We start from the raw sequence: 17,487 nt of genomic DNA on the forward strand, positions 1-17,487 counted from the left end.
CGCACAGCAGCCGTCCGCCATCTCCTAAACAGAATGACGGACTTTTTTAATTGCAGCTGCGGCTTTGCGATTTTCACAAGTCTCTTAGGACTGCTTGATCTTGGAAATGAAGAAGGTTGCGTATTCCCGCTCGCGTTCCTGATTGCGGACAATAATGGTGTACCAGCCCGCCTGAGGGAAGGTGACCGTAAATTTGCCGTTTGCCAGTTCCTCGTAAGTGAGCTTCTTGGCGATATATTTCATCTGGCCTTCACGGTACAAGCCGGATTGATAGATCAGCTCGTAGGTTCCGCGCTCATTGGCCTGTTGTTTGCCGCCGATGTCCATCAGGTTGTATCGGGAAATGCTGAACGTAACGGTATTCGTCTCGAACAGCACGGATTCACCCAGGCCTGCGGAAATAAGCGCTCCATTGCCGAAGATCAGCATGCCGTCTTCGCTAATGACGTATACGTCCTGAACAGCCGTCGACGTGTTGCCAACCTCATCCGTTGCGGTATAAGTGACCTGTTGACGCCCGGTCTTGCCAAGGTCCAGACCGCTGATGGCCACCTTGATGTTCTCCGGCATGGATACATTATCCGTCACGGTAAACCCGCCCAGGTCGGTGCGGAAGTCAAATTTCTGCTTATTCTGCACAACTCCGGCTTGCGCCTGCTTGAGCACCAGCTCAGGCGCTTTATTATCGAGGCCCGTCACCGTTACCGGAATTTTGTTCACATTGCCGAGCAGATCGGAGATCGCGATCAAAGTCTGGCCTTCGGCAGCAAAAGTTCTGGAATACGAGAAGCTTCCATCCCCCTTGCTGATCTCATTGGTGTACGAGCCGTTCTCCTGAATTGGAGCCGTACCGGCAAATACCTTGTTCGGATCTGTGGTCTTCCCGGTAATCGTCACCTTCACACTGCCCTTCGCATACTGCTTGCCGCCAATGGTCACAATTTGGCCCGACGGTACCGGATTGCCTTTCTCATCAACAAACGCGTATGCAATGTCTTCAGCCGCTGGCGCATCCGATACAATGCTGCTGATCTCTTCCCGCAGCACCGTCGTATTGCCGGATAGATCTGCAACGACAAATTCCAGTGTTCCGTTCTTCTGTGCAGAGACAGCCGGCTTGCTGTTCAACACGATGAAGTCTTTGGCTTGCGCGTCCTGCTTCTGCACTTCAAGCGTAACGCCGGAGGACAACACCACATTTCCGTCTTGATCGCGAATGGTGCCAAAGGTCTGGCTGCCGTCCAAACCATAATTGTAGGAGCGCACAAGTTTCACTCGAGGTCCTTGCTTGTCGATGTTGGACACGGTCGCAACAGCAGTCCCGATATTCCCTGCCTCATCCTTGAATTCGAAGGTGAAAGAGCCATTTTCGGTAAAGGTGTACACATTGCGCCCCTGGTTGTTCGTAATTTGCACCGGCTTGGAAGTGCCCAGCTTGACCGTCACATTGCTGTTCGTCGGTCCGGTGACCGAATATTCGATGCTTCCCATTGGCGGAGTGCCGTCGATGTTGTTCACGACAACATACAACGTCTCTTTCCGGTCAGGGTTCGCTGTGTCTGTCAGGTCGAAGGCATAATAACCGTTCGACTTCACCGTAAAGGTATTGCCCTTGCGAATCAGTACATCCGGATTCACTGCGGACGGTATAATCTTGATGCCCAGCGGAGCGCCAACCTCAATATCCACCCCGCGGTTCGGATTCACCGGTCTTGTCGTATGGAGCGTTGCAATGGCATATACCGGCTCCACCTGTGACAAGGTGCTGATTCTCAAGGCATGGGGCTCGCTCATTTTGCCTCCTGGTGTCCGGTATTTGACCATAATTTGCTGATCGGCAACCGTTCCTGCGGGAATCTTCAGGGAGGCAAAGTTGGAATACGGACGCCACTTGACCCAGCTGATACCGTAATCCGGCGACAGGGAATATTCATAACCACGCTTGTCCACGGTATCCAGACTTAGCTTGAGAACTGCTGTATAGCCGTCCTGCTCATCCCCATAGACATAGATCAGATCCGACTGGGATGGCGCTGGCTCTGTATCGCTGCCTCCTGCCCTGGAGACCTTGAACGTATCGTTGGTGTGTGCCAGTGCACGGTTGCCAGCACCGTCTGTAGCCAGCACGTACAGGCGGAAGTCCGAGATTTCACCTGGTTGAAGGCGCGAACCGTCAATGACAGCAACACCGCTCTCGGGGAGCGATTCCCACAGTGGGGAATTCTCGTCCGGCTCCAGTTCTCCATCCCTCACCCACTGGTAGCGGATGGAAAGCCCATTCTTGCTGTATGGCTCGGTAGCTGTGACCTTTACATCCTGCGAGTCCAGCGGATAGGCCACCCCATTTTTGCTGAAGGAAACAGCAGGCGGCTCGTTATCGAAATAATAGGCTTTGGAATAGTAGTAATACCTTTCGCCTTCCTTGGCCATCAGGTGCAAATATTGAATTCCGCTGCGGCCGGGATCTGCCGGAATGAGATAGTTCTCCGGGTCAGCCGCAGAGATCGTCAAATCGGTATAGCTTCCTGCGGAAGGCCGGGCTGCAGTTGTGCTGTATGCATAAGCAACTCTGTCCGGCGCAATGCCGCTAATATAGAACCGTACGTCGTGACTCTTCACATAGTCCGGATTGGACTCTGTTATAAATTCTGCATGCACGGTCTGCTGTGAATTGACAGTAACCGGTGCTTCCAGCGTCGTAATGCTTTCGTTGCCCGCATGGTCAGAAGACTTGATGTACAGCCAGTACTGCCCGTCTTCAAATACGTTGTTCAGTGTCGCGAATCTGGCCTGATTGCCGGAGAGCATCACAGGACGCCACTCCATATCGCTTGGCTGGCTGCCATCCTTCACCCATTGGTAGACTACCTGGTTGACTCCGCTGTGCTTATCTTCAATCGAAGCTTCTACCTGGACATTCATGCTCTGGTCACCCGTCACCTGGTTGAAGACTACACTTGGCGCTTTATTGTCCAGCTTCAGTGTTGTCACTGCATAACTCCAGTTGGAGTCCTCCTGCTTAAAGTCGGATAGCGGCCATACCGCTATATCCCCGTACTGGCCGACAGCCTGCATCGCCTTGTTATTGGCATAGAAAATCTGTTCTGCCTCGGAGGCATTCGGAAGCTCTGCCTTCCAAGCTTCATATTGGCCCGGATTGTCGCTTACATAGGTTTTCATCTTCGCATACTGCATCAGTTCCCTGGCTGAATCCCAGGTCATGTCCGCTGTCCATGAATGCAGGTACCACTCTCCGCTGCCATCAGTCGTCAAGGCTTCCGCAGGTGGCGCAATCAGGTTCGTCTTGTTGTTCGCGACCTGAAGCTGCACGTCCGCATATTCGCCCGGATACAGTTCATCGGACGGCTGCTTGGCGGACAGCGAGTAGCGCTTGAGCGCTGCGGACTGGTCAATCCCTTTGTCCGCAAAAGGATCATTCGGGCTTTGACTCCACCAGTAGTAGACGAGACCAACGGATGGCGAGGCTGGTCCGGTCATGTTGGAGGGCCGGTAAATTCCACGGCTAGGCCGTTCGCTTCCGCGCTGGCTTGTGTCCGGCTCGAGATGAGGGATTTTGACAGCCGGATCGTTGGCATCAATGGTCACTTTACCGTTTTTGCGGTATGTCTGGTCGTTCGCTCCTTCAGCCTCATAACGGAACCCGATGACCGGTTTCGTATTATCAATCGACAGCTTGGCCCAGTCAATTGTCGAGTTCACCAGCGACTCGTCCTGGCCGTTCTCATCCCTATGCAGTCCCTGGTAATTGGCAGGCTGCATGAGCATGTTGCCCGCATAGTCCTGGATGACATCCTTATCGGAGTCATTGCCTTTCTGGTCATTGCCGAGCGCGATGACCTTCAGCAGCGGCGCCTCCTGTTTCAATTCGTCCGTTACAAAGGCCCGGAACAGCCATTTGTCGGTATTTTCACCGGAGACGTAATAGGCCTTTATCCCGTTGTTAAAGAGCAGGAAGGTATTGGTCGCTTCATAGCCCTTTTTAACGACCGCTTCTTCGGTCAGTTGCAGGCTGAAATCGATAATGTCATTGTTGTTCAGCGTCATCCCCGTCAGAATCTCCGGCTGGATGCCGTTGCCTGCCTTCGTATATTTTGGTGCGACAGCATCGACAATGACTCTGAAGCCGCCATTGTTATAATCAAACGGATTGACGGTTTTGGACTTGAGGAAATCCAGGCTTGCCGTGCTGGCTTTGCCGGGAAAGTCTATCCTTGCCGCATTGCCCGCTGCATCCGTCAAATCGGCCTCCCTCAGCTTTTGCTCTATCGTATAGTCAATTGGCGCGCCTTCCGAGGTTCCCGTAATTTTAGGTTCAAGCGGAAGATTGCCGCTGTGATGGTATTTGGAGCCTACGTACTGGTATTCAATGCTGCTGTTCAAGTTTTTCAAGCTTGCTACGGACGTGTAGGTCCGGTTCTGCAAATATTGCTGCTCCCCTGCTGCCGGGAGCCCCGTTCCTGCCGGATTAACAAACAGCGGATGCTTGAGAAAATGCTCGAAGTAGCCGGAGTTCAAGGCTGTTGGCTTGACAGGTTCGCTGAACTGATAGGCAAGCGTAATCTTTTCATTCGCCTTGACATACAGTTCTTCTTCACCGGTATTCGGATTCGTGCGCTCCGCCCCATTGCCTGTGAAGGTGTACCCGGTCATGACCGGGGCTGTCTCATCCTTGAATCTGAAATAAAGCCCCCGGGCACCGGTCCTGCCGTCCGTGCTGTCGCGGATGCCTTTGACAGTGACCTTGATTTTTGTAGTTGGTTTCAAAACTTGGGTTGTGCTTCTTGAACCGACACCACCATGGTAGGCTCTCTCATGAATCTCGTTGACACCGTCGATATCAATCCATGCCTCGGTACCTTGATAATCCTTGCTTACGCAGATGCCAAATATGCTGCTTGTGCACTCCTCAACCCAGTGCAGATTGCTCCAGCCCACCTGAAACTGTGCATGGCCGCTGGCAGCCAGCTCCTGCAAGTAGCTGTTCTTGGATACATCAAGCTCGAATACGGCCGTTGAACCATTCGTCGAGAAAACATCCCCGCGGCCAAAATCAACTGTTACACTGCCTGGCTTGGAATAGATAAAGCCGTCTTTTTGCGAATTAAAATTGATAAAGGCGTTTGTCGCCGAATAGGTCCGGTTGCCGACACGGACTCCGTTACCGAAAAATACTTCTTTATCCCCTCCTGCCGCCTGAGCTACGCTGATGAAGAAGCCCTGCAGCGGCAACAGCAGCGTCGACAGGATCAGCAGCATGGCCAGCAGCCTATGCGTCTTGCGATTCCTAAGCAATACTACAACCTCCCTTAAAGTGCTGAATGAATGCAATTATGGTGTAATCAATGAGTCTATGTAAGTTGAACAATTAGCTTCCGACAGGATAGCCGTGTGGAATGTGAAGCGGTTTGCTTCAGCGAAAGCATGGTATTCGTTTCACGGCGGCTTATCTTCCGGGGAGTTAACTTGCCTTATAGGTTTGTGGTTTCTATCAGCCTCCAATATAGGACTTTGCAGGATTCAATTCCGGCAAGAAACGACAATTATCCTTCTTTTGCACTACTTTTTCGACACTCGCCTAAGTATAGCAACCAGCGCTGAACGAATTCTGAGCAGATTTCTGATCAAGATTGGTTAAGGGGGCGATGAGGATAGGGTGAGGATAGTGCTGAAGACTTAGTGAATGGATGATTTTCCAAGTGATATAAAATTGAGGGGGATAGTTCTGGGAAGATACATATTATGGCCTTAAAAGAGAAACGTGGTGGAATACAGCCAGTGGAGAAATATTTACGTACGATACCGAATATAATGGTGTAAATCGCGTCCTTCGTTCAAAGTCAAACGATTATTGGAGCAGAGAAAATCTGCTAAAAACCAAAATGCAACAACTCCTAGTCCTCCTGATGGATCACCTGTTTAAACTCAAATTAGAGATCATATAACTTTGCTCTTTTTAATACATTAAATCTCTGAATAGGATTTTTATGCTATAATTGATGTAGCCTACAATGGAGGTGACATCTTTGTATCAATACTTGAGCAAAGTACTCTACTTTCTTCATGCAGTACTGCTTTTTGTTTTTGGAATTTTGTTTGTCCCGCAAAAAGAGATGTGGGGGCCGGAATCAGATAAAACGATATCGAACGTGATATATGCCCCTATCTGGAAACTTTATCGTAATGGAGACATCAACGGGTATCTTCCTGTTTATGAACTAGACACATTAAGGTTATTAATAACTTTGTCTGTTATTACCCTAATACTCTATTCAGTCAACAAACTTATAATACAAAAGACATGATCCGGGTTAAGTAAGAAGTCGGACACTGATCTGGTGACCACCGGCTCCTCCGCTTATCGTGTGTATCGCTATGAAAACTGAATTGGAAGATTGAATCGGTGAGCGTTGTAAGAGAGATGGGAAATGCAGGGTCGTGATGACAAAAAAAGACGACCTCCTCCTGCAGAAGTCGTCTTCAATCTAACTTTCATTTAAGTAAACCTGGTTATTCCTGATAATTCATCCGCGTCCAATAACTTGTTAATAGGAAGCTAGCCGCTAAGCTAAGGAGCAGCATTGCAATTAAGGCCATTATAGATTCACGTCCGGCGATAATATCATAAATCATTGTTAGTGCGCTAAACAAAAAATCCAGCAAGAATGGCGACAGGTACATCGCTGCAATCAATAAGGCTACATCTGCAACGACAGCAACCGCCGTATTTTTGATCAATACAGATACAACAGCAAATACACAGGAAACTGCAGCGAATTTAATGGCGTACAGCAAATAAAATAGACCATTAAATCCCCAGCTTTGTGCAGCGGATATGACTGTCTGATCCGGCACAAGAGTTGTTGATCCGATTTTAGGCATCAGCAGCATTGAACAAATCTGACTCACAAAAAAAGTGCAGGCGATAATAAGAAGGTTGCTTAACATGAGGGTTATCAGCTTGCCAAGCATGATCGAACCGCCCTTGAATGGCCTCGTCAGTACCATTCTCAGACTTCCTGCTGCCCGGTCATCTCCAATAATGATCGCCGTAAGTACAGGCAATACGATAAACACCAGCATCAAATCCAAATTGGATAGTACCGCATGCGGCAGTGTCAGCCGATCTGCATTTTGCAGGACCGGACCGTCAACAGACTGATAGTTAATTGCTGCCAGCATGGATTTGCCCAGCATAGATTCTGAACCATTGGCAGCGGCAAAGCCCAGAGACAACAACACGGTCATACAGATCGTAAATAACAGCAGTACATAAATGATTTTACGCTTAAACAGCCGATAGCACTCACTCCGAATGATGGCATACATACTCTTCCTCCTCTTTCCTTCCTCTTAGTCCGTATAATCAACTTTACGTTCATGCCAGAGCGTGAGACTAATAAAAACCACAAGGTAAAGGAGAATCACCACCATAATATCCGCTCCCATGCCTTTAAGTCCCCCAAGAATTGAAGCAATTCCTGTGAATTGCACCTGCACAATGGATGCATACAGCAAAGCATCTACTTTTAAAATTTCCAATTGATACAATACTGTAATGATCTGGGTGTACATCATGTTCAACAGGACAAACCCGATCCCGATGCCGGCCGTCATAACCTTATTGCGGGCGATGACACTTACCCAAGCCATAAATGCCAGCATTCCAAGCATAGAGAGGTAAGCAAGAGCATAATAGCCAAATGTATACGCCCAAGCTGACCAGCCTTGAATCGGAAGATGGCTGAAAAAAGTATAAGCATAGCTCACCTTCGGCATCCATAGTTGCCCTGCCAGCCATGAAAGAATGAAACAGAGGAAAAACAGAACCAGAAAGATGCCGGAAAGCAGCATGAACTTAGCCAGCGCAATCCTCCATAGCGGATATCCTCTCATAATGATCTGCTTATAAATGCCGGACCTGCGCTCTTCGGTAATAAAGAGTGACGTATAAAATATGGCCAGCCCGTTGAAGACCAGCATAAGCTGCTCCTGAAGGACAAGATAAGGAAAGCTGATCTGCGAGGCAAAACTGGGATCATCAGGCGAAAGCCGGAAGACAAGCTGATTGTTTTTGGACAAATACAAATAGGATAAGTAAATGAGGGCGGGTATAGTCAAAAATGAGAGCCAGAACACTTTTCTCCGGCTGAATTTAAACCATTCATGCTTTAATAGAATCAGCACACTATTCGCCCCCGGCCATTAAATGGAGAAATGCATCCTCTAAATGCCCAGTGCCACCGGCTGACAGTATGCTGTCCTTACTGCCCTGCTTCACAATCCTGCCGCGGGAGATAATGATAAAATCGTCACATAGTTTCTCGAGTTCACCGAGCAGATGGCTGGAAATAAGCATTGTAACTCCCCGCTCCCGGTTCAGTTTCAATATAATATCCCGTATTTCTTTGGTTACAACCGGGTCCAGCCCATTCGTCGGCTCATCCAAAATGAGAATTTCAGGATTGTTCAGAAGGGCCTGGGCGATACCGAGGCGCTGCTTCATTCCCAGTGAGTACCCCTTCACCTTATTGTGCTCCCTGCCTTGCAAACCTACTAGCGCAATGACCTCTCTAATTCTTGCGCGGCGGGTTCTCTGGTTCATTGTAGAATCCAATAATGCCAAGGCATACAGATTTTGATACCCGGTCATATAAGAGGAGAATACCGGCATTTCGACCATAGCCCCAACATTCTTGAGCGCCCTTGTCTTATCATGAATCGGAATTCCACTGAGCTTAACGGTCCCGCTACAGGAAATCAGTCCCGTCAAAATGCGGATCATAGTCGTCTTCCCGGCTCCGTTAGGCCCGATGAATCCAGTAATACTATTCTTTTTTACTGTGAAGCTTACATTATTCAATACTTGCCTTCTGGATAGTGTTTTGCTTACGTTCTCCACTTCAATGATTCGGCTCATGGCAGCACTTCCTTTCCTTCAAACACTATAAAGGATAAGTATAAGGTATTCATAAGATCGTTTTTGACTATGCAAAAAACCGCTGGAGTCTACCCAGCGGCTGCGATATAAGCTTTACAATTCATTAGACTTCCGGTGCAATGCCAGAATTATCAGACGGCTCGATAATATAAAAATCGACAACAGCCCCGCCATGAGGAGCATTCCATGCTTTTATTTCTCCGCCAAAGTTAGTCACAATCCTTTTGGCTATGTACAGCCCAAGTCCAAAATGATCTTTATAATAGGCCTCCTGGTACATTGCATCAAACAGGGCTGTTGTATCCTCCTGCTTAAAGCCTTCGCCTGTATCCGTGCAGCGGAAACAGATTTTGGAGACGCTGCTGTTCAGAGGTTCATCATGCACCTCCAGCCTGATTTCTCCAGTTCGTGTAAATCGCAGACTGTTATAAAGCACATTATCCAGTACCCGGACCAGCATAGATTCATCGAGCATAAATATAGGTTTGCTCAAGTGAATGCTGAACCGGATCGTCAAGCCCTTTAAATGAGCCATAGCCGTAAATTCTCTCTTTTTGTCTAACAGCATCTGTTCAAGTTTGACAGGCTCATCATGCAGTGCGAAGTCCACTTTCTCCACTTTATACAAAATGACCAGGTTATTCGTCAGATTAACCATCTTGTTGCAGCTGCTTTTAATGGTCTCAAAATGCTTTTTGATACACATTTTGGAGTCCAATAACTGTTCCATCAGCTCTACTTGCCCTTTAATAACGGTAATTGGGGTGCGGATATCATGCGCAATGGATTGAACCATCATGCTCCGCTCTTTTTCCATCATATGAAGATTTGTGATCGCCTCCTTTAGTGAGGTGACCATTGCATTGAAGGATTCACGTATTACGTTGAATTCCTTCCCGTTCATTTCAGCAAGGGCAACATTCAAATTCCCGGTCGCAATATCTTCCGCTCCTTGAAGAAACAAAGAGATATTTTGCGACATCCTCCGGTACAGCTGCTTGGTAAAGAGAACAAGATACACAATAAAGAAGAGAACTGGAGACAAGATGAGAAATACGTATAGAGTCACAGACAAAGGATGATCCTTATAATTGTTTAAGACATAACCAAAAGGGGCCTTGAGCAAATATATTCCCTGCAGAGTCTTGTCCTGCATAATCGGAATATAACGGTAGACATAGCTGCTCCTGACAATCTCCTTGTTGAGGTTCTTCCATAAGTCAAACTCTGATCCGTTTATTATTATATCTCCGTACAGGTGATTGCCGGAAAGGTCCAATACCTCGGCCTGAAGCTGATTGGACATAGAGCTTAAATCCGGCAGCCGGCCCCCCATAATCGCATCTCCTTGATCTCTTACCAATTTCTCAATCGTGTCAAAATATTTCGCATAGTAATCCGTAGACTTTGCTGTATCGCTGAAAATGAAGAGAATTAGGAGCACGTAGGCCACAACAGTAGAGAGGATTGTAAAGCCCACTACTTTGACAACAAGCAAATAAAAATCATGCTTGAGCGTCCGATGCTTCATACCGGGTTTTCCCACCTGTAGCCCAGTCCATACAGTGTTTTAATATAATTATGGTTCGGATCACATTTTTTAATTTTTTTACGAATATTTTTAATGACTTCTGTGACGGATTCATAGCAGCTTGTAGAATCATTTCCCCAAATACGTTCGAACAGATCCTCTTTGGTAAATGTCCTTCCCTTATGCGACACTAAAAACTTAATGACCTGAAATTCCTTTTTGGTCAAATATAGCGAGCCTGTTGGAGTTAGTAATATCTTCTCTTCCAAATCGATAGCAAGCCGTCCGGCAACCAGTCTTGACGATATCTCGCTTCCCTTCATTCGTTTGTCGCGGCGGATATGGCTTTCAATTCTTGCCTTCAGCTCGGCAAGACTGAACGGCTTTGTTATATAATCGTCCCCACCAATGGACAGCGCCTTTATTTTATCCTCTTCCAAAGATTTTGCGCTTAAAAAAAGAATCGGACTTTGCACCTGATCCCGAATCCGGCTGCACAGCCCCAATCCATCGAGGTCCGGCATCATGACATCCAAAATAATCAAGTCATAAGTCGTTGCCGGCAGCACACGAAGCGCATGGTTGCCGCTATTAACCGTGACAACCTCATATTGATAAATTTCAAGATATTGCTGAATCATGGTACAAATATCCTCGTCATCATCTACCACAAGCACCCGATTCATTGTTTAACACCTCCGTAGCAAAAAGGCAGCATCCCATGGCGTCTTTTTCCCTTTGTATATAGCAAGCAGGGCAAGCACTGCCCCGGCTGCGCCGTCGATAAGCCCGACATTATGGTATTGCTTCATGTCCTCCTGATTCCTCTCTAATGTCTCAAAACCAAAGGGCGTATCTTCCCTGTACATGGATATGACCTGTTCGCCAAGAAGAAAACTCAGCTGCAAAAACTCCTCATCATCAGTCTCTTCATAAAAGCGGTGCACGATATAAGCGAGGCCTGATAATCCATGGCAAAATGTGGGGCAGTATATTTCTTTTTGACGGCGGGCCGCCTGCTTCATTGCACGAGTAGCCAATAGAATATAATGCTCTTCTTCCATAAGCTTTCCTGCTATTAGCAAAGAATAAGCGACCCCGGGAGAACCATAGCACCATGCATCTCTGGTATACCTGCCTGTTAGGTTGCCACTATTATATTCTTGCAGAGAAATGTGTGAACCCCAAAATATTTCATCCTCAGATTCGATCCGATGCTCCACCAAAAATTGTGCAAGTTTGCGGATGCATTCATTCTGGCCCGGCTCGTTAATTCCCACGCTGTGCGCTTGGCACAACGTAATTAAGAGAGAAGGGACGCCGTGGGATAATCCGATATTAAAGCAGCCCTCAGGCCAGCGCTGTGCATCCCGCGGTGAGAATTGTTTCTCTGAGGAAATGTACCAGCCGGGAATTGCCTCGCTGTTTAATTGTTTGTCCCGGCATACGTAAAGAAGGCACTGGATAATCTTCCGGCTTGCTTCGTACATAGCAGGGTCCTGGTGAAATAGCAGCGTATACGCGGTAATCCCTGTGATGCCGGAGATCGGATCGTAATCCCCCATGCTAATATCGTCTTGCCCGCGAATATGCTCCAGATGCTCATCAATGCGTTCCGTGATAATTGCATTCAAATTAGCGATGAAGGAGCCGTAACGCTGTCCTTGCCTGGAGACACAGACCGAAGCAAGAGCGACACCGGCAGCCCCGCTGAACATGGAGAGCGAATGAATGCCTTCCTCCTGTAAATGCCGGCCAATCCGCTGCATGTATTGATGGGCGATACGATCCCAATCCCGATCCGGGTAATGTTCGTTCATCTCCCCATATAGCATACAGATTGCAGGCAGACCGTGGCTTAATGCTAATTCGTGAAAGGGGTTGACCAATCCTTCTCCCGTGTCTATAAAATTCCCTTTTTCATTCACAACTTCTAATATGTTCTCGTAATTTTGAAGCTTGTCTGCAACACTAGCAACAATCTGATCTACAGCTTCATGCATCCATGAACTCCTCCTGCTTGTAACCGGTTATTTTGGCCCGCTCCAACTCATGCATTTCCTTGTACAAAGATACAGATTCCAACAACTGCTCGTGTGTGCCTTCCCCGATGATTTCTCCCTGATCCATGACAATGATCCGATCGGCTAGCATAGCTGTAGATAGACGATGGGAAATAAAAATGCCGATTTTATCCTTAGTCATTTGCAGGAACATGTCAATAATCTGTTTTTCTGCTACAGGGTCGAGCGCTGAGCTGGGCTCATCGAGGATGTACAGCGAAGCGTCCCGGAAGAAAGAGCGCGCTATCGCTACTTTTTGCCATTGACCGCCTGAGAATTGCTTGCCTTCATTAAACCATAGTCCCATTTGGGTATCGGGGTCACTCACAAAATCAACGCGTGCCTTCGATAACGCACTCCGAATTTTAGCTTCGTCATTCATTGAATCAATCTGGCCAAAGGCTACATTTTCCCGTAAGGTTAATTCATACTTTACAAAATCCTGAAACAACGCCGCGACACACGCTTGAAGTTGCTTCGTATCATAATCGTTAATCGAATGGCGATTGTAATGAATCATGCCATCGTTGACCTCATACATTTTTAAGAGCAATTTTACGAGTGTGCTTTTACCTGAACCATTCGTGCCTACAATTGCAATTCGCTCTCCCTTTCGAAAGCTCAGATTAATATTTTTAAGAACCTGTGTATTGGAGGAAGGGTAAACAAAGGACAAATCATAGATATCAATTTGCTCAATGTCTTTAATAGAATGCAATCCGGGTTGCTCCGGCTTGTTCTCCTCCATAGATAAAAAATCGAAAAGCTGGCTCATATATAAATGATTCTGATATAGGGTGTAAATGGAAGTGATAATCGACTTGGAGTTGCTCTGAATCAGACCAAGCGCCTTAATATAGCCCACCACAGTCCCGATAAGAATCTCTCCGAGATACGCGGAGTATATAATGATAAACAATACAATACCCGAGCAAACTTGTTCGATGAATTCAAACAAGGCGGTAAACAGCGTCCTCCGCTTCAATAAAGTGATATCCTGCTTGATAATCGTTCGATTGATACGCTCAAACTTCTTCAAGACATAGCTGGAGATGCCGTACAGCTTGATCTCCTTGAAGGTAATATCTTTGGTAAGCAAATAGGTAAGATACCAGCTCTTTCTTCTCTCAGACGTACGCTGCAATTCCACAAGGTACTCCCGCTGCCCGATCCGAAAAAAATAAGTGGAAAACATGAGCGGGATCAGAAGCAGAATTAGGAGTGTCCAGGGTTTCCAGTTAAACAGAATGACAGCCGAAGACACAAGTGTAATCGCTGCCGTGATGAGTGCAATGATCATCTGGAATATCTGATAGGGCCGATAGGCGACTTCACTTTGCACCCTCTGCAGCTTGTCATAGATTTGAGCATCTTCGAAATGTTTTAGAGACAGCCTGCTGCATTTTTCCATAATGCTGAAATTAATTTTGAACTGGAGAATCGGCTCGAATTTCCCTTCCACATAACTCTTGATATTGGCAATCACATCACTATACAGATGAAGTCCCATATAGATACCGAAAGCCCATATAATAGCATGGAAAGAACCGGATATAATCATATTCAACAAATACTGTGACCCCAACAAAGTCAAAATCGGAGAGAAACCTGCCAGCAAGCTGAGCAATATGATCAAATAAAAATTCCGCTTATTGGAAGAAGCGACCAGCTTCAATGTTTTGGGAAGAAGCCGCATCGTCTCCCGAATATCCTTCCAGGTTACACGATCGTTTACCATTCCCGTGTCTTGGGTTGAATTTTCGCTCATAAGGCTTCCCGCTTTCTCAAGCTTTTTGGTTAAGCGCGGACCAAATGCTGATAATATTTTTGCAGCGCATACAGCGTATGACATGCCAGTGCCCGTAGCTTATCCTCCAGTTTCCGGTCAATACCAAACAACCGGTTACAATGCATATGAAGCAAACTATCTACGATTGCCCACGGGTGCGTGGACAATTGCTCCGTATTGTTATGGATCAGGCGGCTATAGCTTTGTACAGCCATTGTTCTCTCATCCAATATTTCCAGCATCAGTTCCCCTTGGGACAACTGCCTCATTTCCTTCCAGTTATCGATCGGATTGCATAACTTCATAAGTTCGGAACGATGGGCCTTGAACGAATCCCTGTAGTCGCCCTGATCGACCTGGGCGGACAAAAATTCGAGCATCATCGCACTATCCCACCCCCACTGCTCCATAAACCGGATGAGTACGGCCGTACCCATGACTTCATTGGACCAGTCGATATGATGCTTGCGTGCTTGAATGAGCTTCTCCGCAACAACACTATCCTGACAAAAGACATGTTCGGCAGCGTCTATGAAATCCGCTCCCCCATAACGTTCGAGCTCCCGATCATAGCAGTCGATGACAAAATGACTGATAAGCCCTTTATCCATCAAGGAGCGCAGCCAATTCCGGATAACCGGAAAAGCCTCCTGCAACCGGCCGGACTGCCCCCGGAGCCTCAGACGGATATGAGGCTTCGGGTCCGCATAACGAATATAAAAGTGCTCTTCTACAAGTCCCCGCTCTGTCAAGCCCTGCATAGCCTCTTGAAACTGGTACCCGATTAATTCCTCTTCTCTGGACCTCGCCCCGTAAAGTTTAAGGTAGAGCCACTGCTCAAAAGGAAGCTGGAGCCGCTCAGGCGACCGGCTTGAAATCTCTTGCAGGCGATAATCAGACAGGACAGGTGCCGGTTTTTGCATTCGTGGCTGATGCACCTTTACCATCGGAATAATAATCTCCCGGACATAACGCTCTCCGGATATGTTATGCCTGTCATCCAATAGCGGCTCACAGGCGGTCAGACTCACACCCGTTTGCTGGTTTGTAAATTCATGATAGAGAATGCGCAGACTTTTATCGTCTTCTAAATGAATAAGCACACGATTATCACCAGATGTAATATACACAAGCCGAGGTACACGAAACTTGGTACGGTAGCCTGAAAAAGCTTCCTTAAAATGCTCAAAGCTGCTTGTCTTGCCAATAGGTATAAAAAGAGAGTGAAGAAGCCACCTCTCTGGGGCAAGGATAAAACGGCCATATTTAATGCCTGGAGTATAGGGAACATTCTGAAAAACGATTTCCCAAGGAATATTATACCATTTCCGTTCTCCTTCCAGGCCAATATCATGCAAAAAACGAACAGAATTAGGTGCAATTTGAGGATTTAACATATTATGAAAGTAAAAAGCAACTTTTTTGTTCAGACGTTTGCTTTTGGCATAAAAAACAGAACCTTCCACTCCAATCACAATATCATCCAGCGACAATGCATGAACACTATCTCTCGAATTATTTGTAAATAGCGCCATCTCATAATCGTTCCCATGTATATTCCGCGTTACATTGGCATGACGCAGCTCATTAGGCAAATAGGAGACTTCACAGCTAACATATTCATCCCGATCCGTAACCAAATGATATCTTTCTTTCAGCGTTTCGAAGAAAGCTTCAGGAGTATTCATAATATGTGAGAACCGTCCAAAGCTCTTCCCTGCTTTAGTTGCTCCAACATTTGGTCCCAGACAATACTGATATTCACCTGAATGATTCTTCATAACCATCAAGTTAATATCCAATGATTGTGGAAGTTCTTGATAGGGGCAACCCGATAGTCCAAGGGAATCAATCTCATTATCTTTAAGCTCAATATAAGGATCCCGTTGAAGGAGTGCCTCTGCATACTTGTTCCAGAGATAGGCCTGCACCTTGTCATCCAGTATCCGTTTAACTCCGCTTTCAGTCCTTAAGCTGGGCGGATTTGTATATGTAAGCGGAGCGCCAATCCCTAAATCCTCATCGATCATTTCCAGAAGCGGGATCTCACGGCCTTCTCCGTACTTTTCAATGAAATCTTGACGATAACTATTCATTGGAGTACTTGCCTCTTCTGCGGGTGGAGACAGCTTCAGCAACATCTCTATTAAATGACTGACATCCTTGGAGACCGCAGCATCGAGTTGAATTTGCTCTCCTTGCAGTGCCAAATCTACCTGCAATGGCGTTGCGGATAATGCAACTTCATTCATCATTTGATATAAGTCCAGATAACTCTGCTCGCCAGAGCCAAGGGGCGTGCGGTTGTATGCCTCAATCTGCCGTGCAATCATTTTCAGCTGTTCTACAATATCTTCCTCTCCAACAGTTGACTGCAGCTGCCGAATAAGGTAGTCGAATTGATTCAATACAGTGAGCGGCGGCCTAATATTGGATATCAGATATTCTTTCTCGATGAGCTCAAGCAAAAAGGAATGCATTTTCTCTTCGGTAATACCAGCATAATGTTCCATTAAAAGCTGTTCGAGCTGCTGGAATGGCACAGGCTGCCCGGCAGCCTCAAAAATCAGCAAACAAGCCTTCGTCGCCCGGATATTGACTTCCTGAACTTGCTTAATTTCTTCCTTCAGTGTAGAGTGCGGCAGAACTACACGGTCGCCTTTTATAAAAATGCTTGAATTCCTCGAATATTGAAGATGGGATGCGTAATCCAGTTCAATTTGCTTGACTACTTTCATCAGCCATTGCAGATCAGGCCTTGCTTTTTTTGCATAGGAAGCATGTGCCGGCCAAAGTGAGTTACCCTCTGCCATGCGTCCAAATCCTACACCGGAGAAAAGTCCGAATGGAGTTGGGCGGGTACTCATGCGAATGACATACTTATATAGTGAATTGAGAAATTGTTCTTTCTTTTTAATTGTTTTACCTTCAGCAAAGCTATTCATCGTCTCATACAGATTCTTGCTGGCAACAAGGATGCTCTCCCGAATAACCTGATCCCTGCACCACCCCTGAATAACATGAGCTGCGTCTGCGCCCGTCACATTCGGATCAAAAAAATTAGCATGCACCGAGAAGGGCAATATAGCGGACCGAAGCATGAACGTCCCGGTGTCCTGAAACAAAGTATCACCCATTTACGATC

The 17,487-nt window shown here is 46.8% G+C and carries 9 protein-coding genes; all 9 read right to left on the reverse strand.

All coding sequences use genetic code 11. From position 1 onward, the window contains the following. Positions 1–84 precede the first annotated feature (84 nt). A complete protein-coding gene (locus H583_RS0100230) occupies positions 85–5,313 on the reverse strand; it encodes a DUF5011/hyalin repeat domain-containing protein (protein ID WP_028558709.1) in 5,229 nt (1,742 codons plus the stop codon). A 1,215-nt stretch (positions 5,314–6,528) separates the two neighbouring features. Continuing rightward, complete coding sequence (locus H583_RS0100240) at positions 6,529–7,347, reverse strand: ABC transporter permease (protein WP_028558711.1); 819 nt, start codon at positions 7,345–7,347, stop codon at positions 6,529–6,531. Positions 7,348–7,371: 24 nt separating this feature from the next. Continuing rightward, on the reverse strand, positions 7,372–8,205 hold the full coding sequence (locus H583_RS0100245; protein WP_028558712.1) for an ABC transporter permease: 834 nt from the start codon (positions 8,203–8,205) through the stop codon (positions 7,372–7,374). Between the two features lies 1 nt (position 8,206). Then, positions 8,207–8,938 carry an ABC transporter ATP-binding protein gene (locus H583_RS0100250; protein ID WP_028558713.1) on the reverse strand — a complete coding sequence of 244 codons (732 nt, stop codon included), beginning with the start codon at positions 8,936–8,938 and terminating at the stop codon, positions 8,207–8,209. A 124-nt stretch (positions 8,939–9,062) separates the two neighbouring features. Further along, positions 9,063–10,490: a HAMP domain-containing sensor histidine kinase gene (locus H583_RS0100255; protein ID WP_028558714.1), complete on the reverse strand. Its 1,428-nt coding sequence runs from the start codon at positions 10,488–10,490 to the stop codon at positions 9,063–9,065. Beyond that, positions 10,487–11,176, reverse strand: coding sequence for a response regulator transcription factor (locus tag H583_RS0100260; RefSeq protein WP_028558715.1), 690 nt, complete (start codon positions 11,174–11,176; stop codon positions 10,487–10,489). The genes H583_RS0100255 and H583_RS0100260 overlap by 4 nt, the downstream gene beginning before the upstream one ends. 3 nt (positions 11,177–11,179) lie before the next feature. Next, on the reverse strand, positions 11,180–12,493 hold the full coding sequence (locus H583_RS0100265; RefSeq protein ID WP_028558716.1) for a lanthionine synthetase C family protein: 1,314 nt from the start codon (positions 12,491–12,493) through the stop codon (positions 11,180–11,182). Next, positions 12,486–14,321 (reverse strand): ABC transporter ATP-binding protein, encoded by a 1,836-nt coding sequence (locus tag H583_RS0100270; protein WP_245585807.1) that lies wholly within the window; start codon positions 14,319–14,321, stop codon positions 12,486–12,488. The genes H583_RS0100265 and H583_RS0100270 overlap by 8 nt, the downstream gene beginning before the upstream one ends. 29 nt (positions 14,322–14,350) lie before the next feature. Beyond that, positions 14,351–17,479 (reverse strand): lantibiotic dehydratase, encoded by a 3,129-nt coding sequence (locus tag H583_RS0100275; protein WP_028558718.1) that lies wholly within the window; start codon positions 17,477–17,479, stop codon positions 14,351–14,353. Positions 17,480–17,487: the final 8 nt, after the last annotated feature.

The sequence above is a fragment of the Paenibacillus pinihumi DSM 23905 = JCM 16419 genome (assembly GCF_000422505.1).
Taxonomy (GTDB): domain Bacteria; phylum Bacillota; class Bacilli; order Paenibacillales; family Paenibacillaceae; genus Paenibacillus_D; species Paenibacillus_D pinihumi.

Bases quoted from the DNA above. Each gene is read 5' to 3' on its own strand.
- H583_RS0100240 (WP_028558711.1), bottom strand. From the start codon at position 7,347: ATGTATGCCATCATTCGGAGTGAGTGCTATCGGCTGTTTAAGCGTAAA.
- H583_RS0100250 (WP_028558713.1), bottom strand. From the start codon at position 8,938: ATGAGCCGAATCATTGAAGTGGAGAACGTAAGCAAAACACTATCCAGA.
- H583_RS0100255 (WP_028558714.1), bottom strand. From the start codon at position 10,490: ATGAAGCATCGGACGCTCAAGCATGATTTTTATTTGCTTGTTGTCAAA.
- H583_RS0100260 (WP_028558715.1), bottom strand. From the start codon at position 11,176: ATGAATCGGGTGCTTGTGGTAGATGATGACGAGGATATTTGTACCATG.
- H583_RS0100265 (WP_028558716.1), bottom strand. From the start codon at position 12,493: ATGCATGAAGCTGTAGATCAGATTGTTGCTAGTGTTGCAGACAAGCTT.
- H583_RS0100270 (WP_245585807.1), bottom strand. From the start codon at position 14,321: ATGAGCGAAAATTCAACCCAAGACACGGGAATGGTAAACGATCGTGTA.
- H583_RS0100275 (WP_028558718.1), bottom strand. From the start codon at position 17,479: ATGGGTGATACTTTGTTTCAGGACACCGGGACGTTCATGCTTCGGTCC.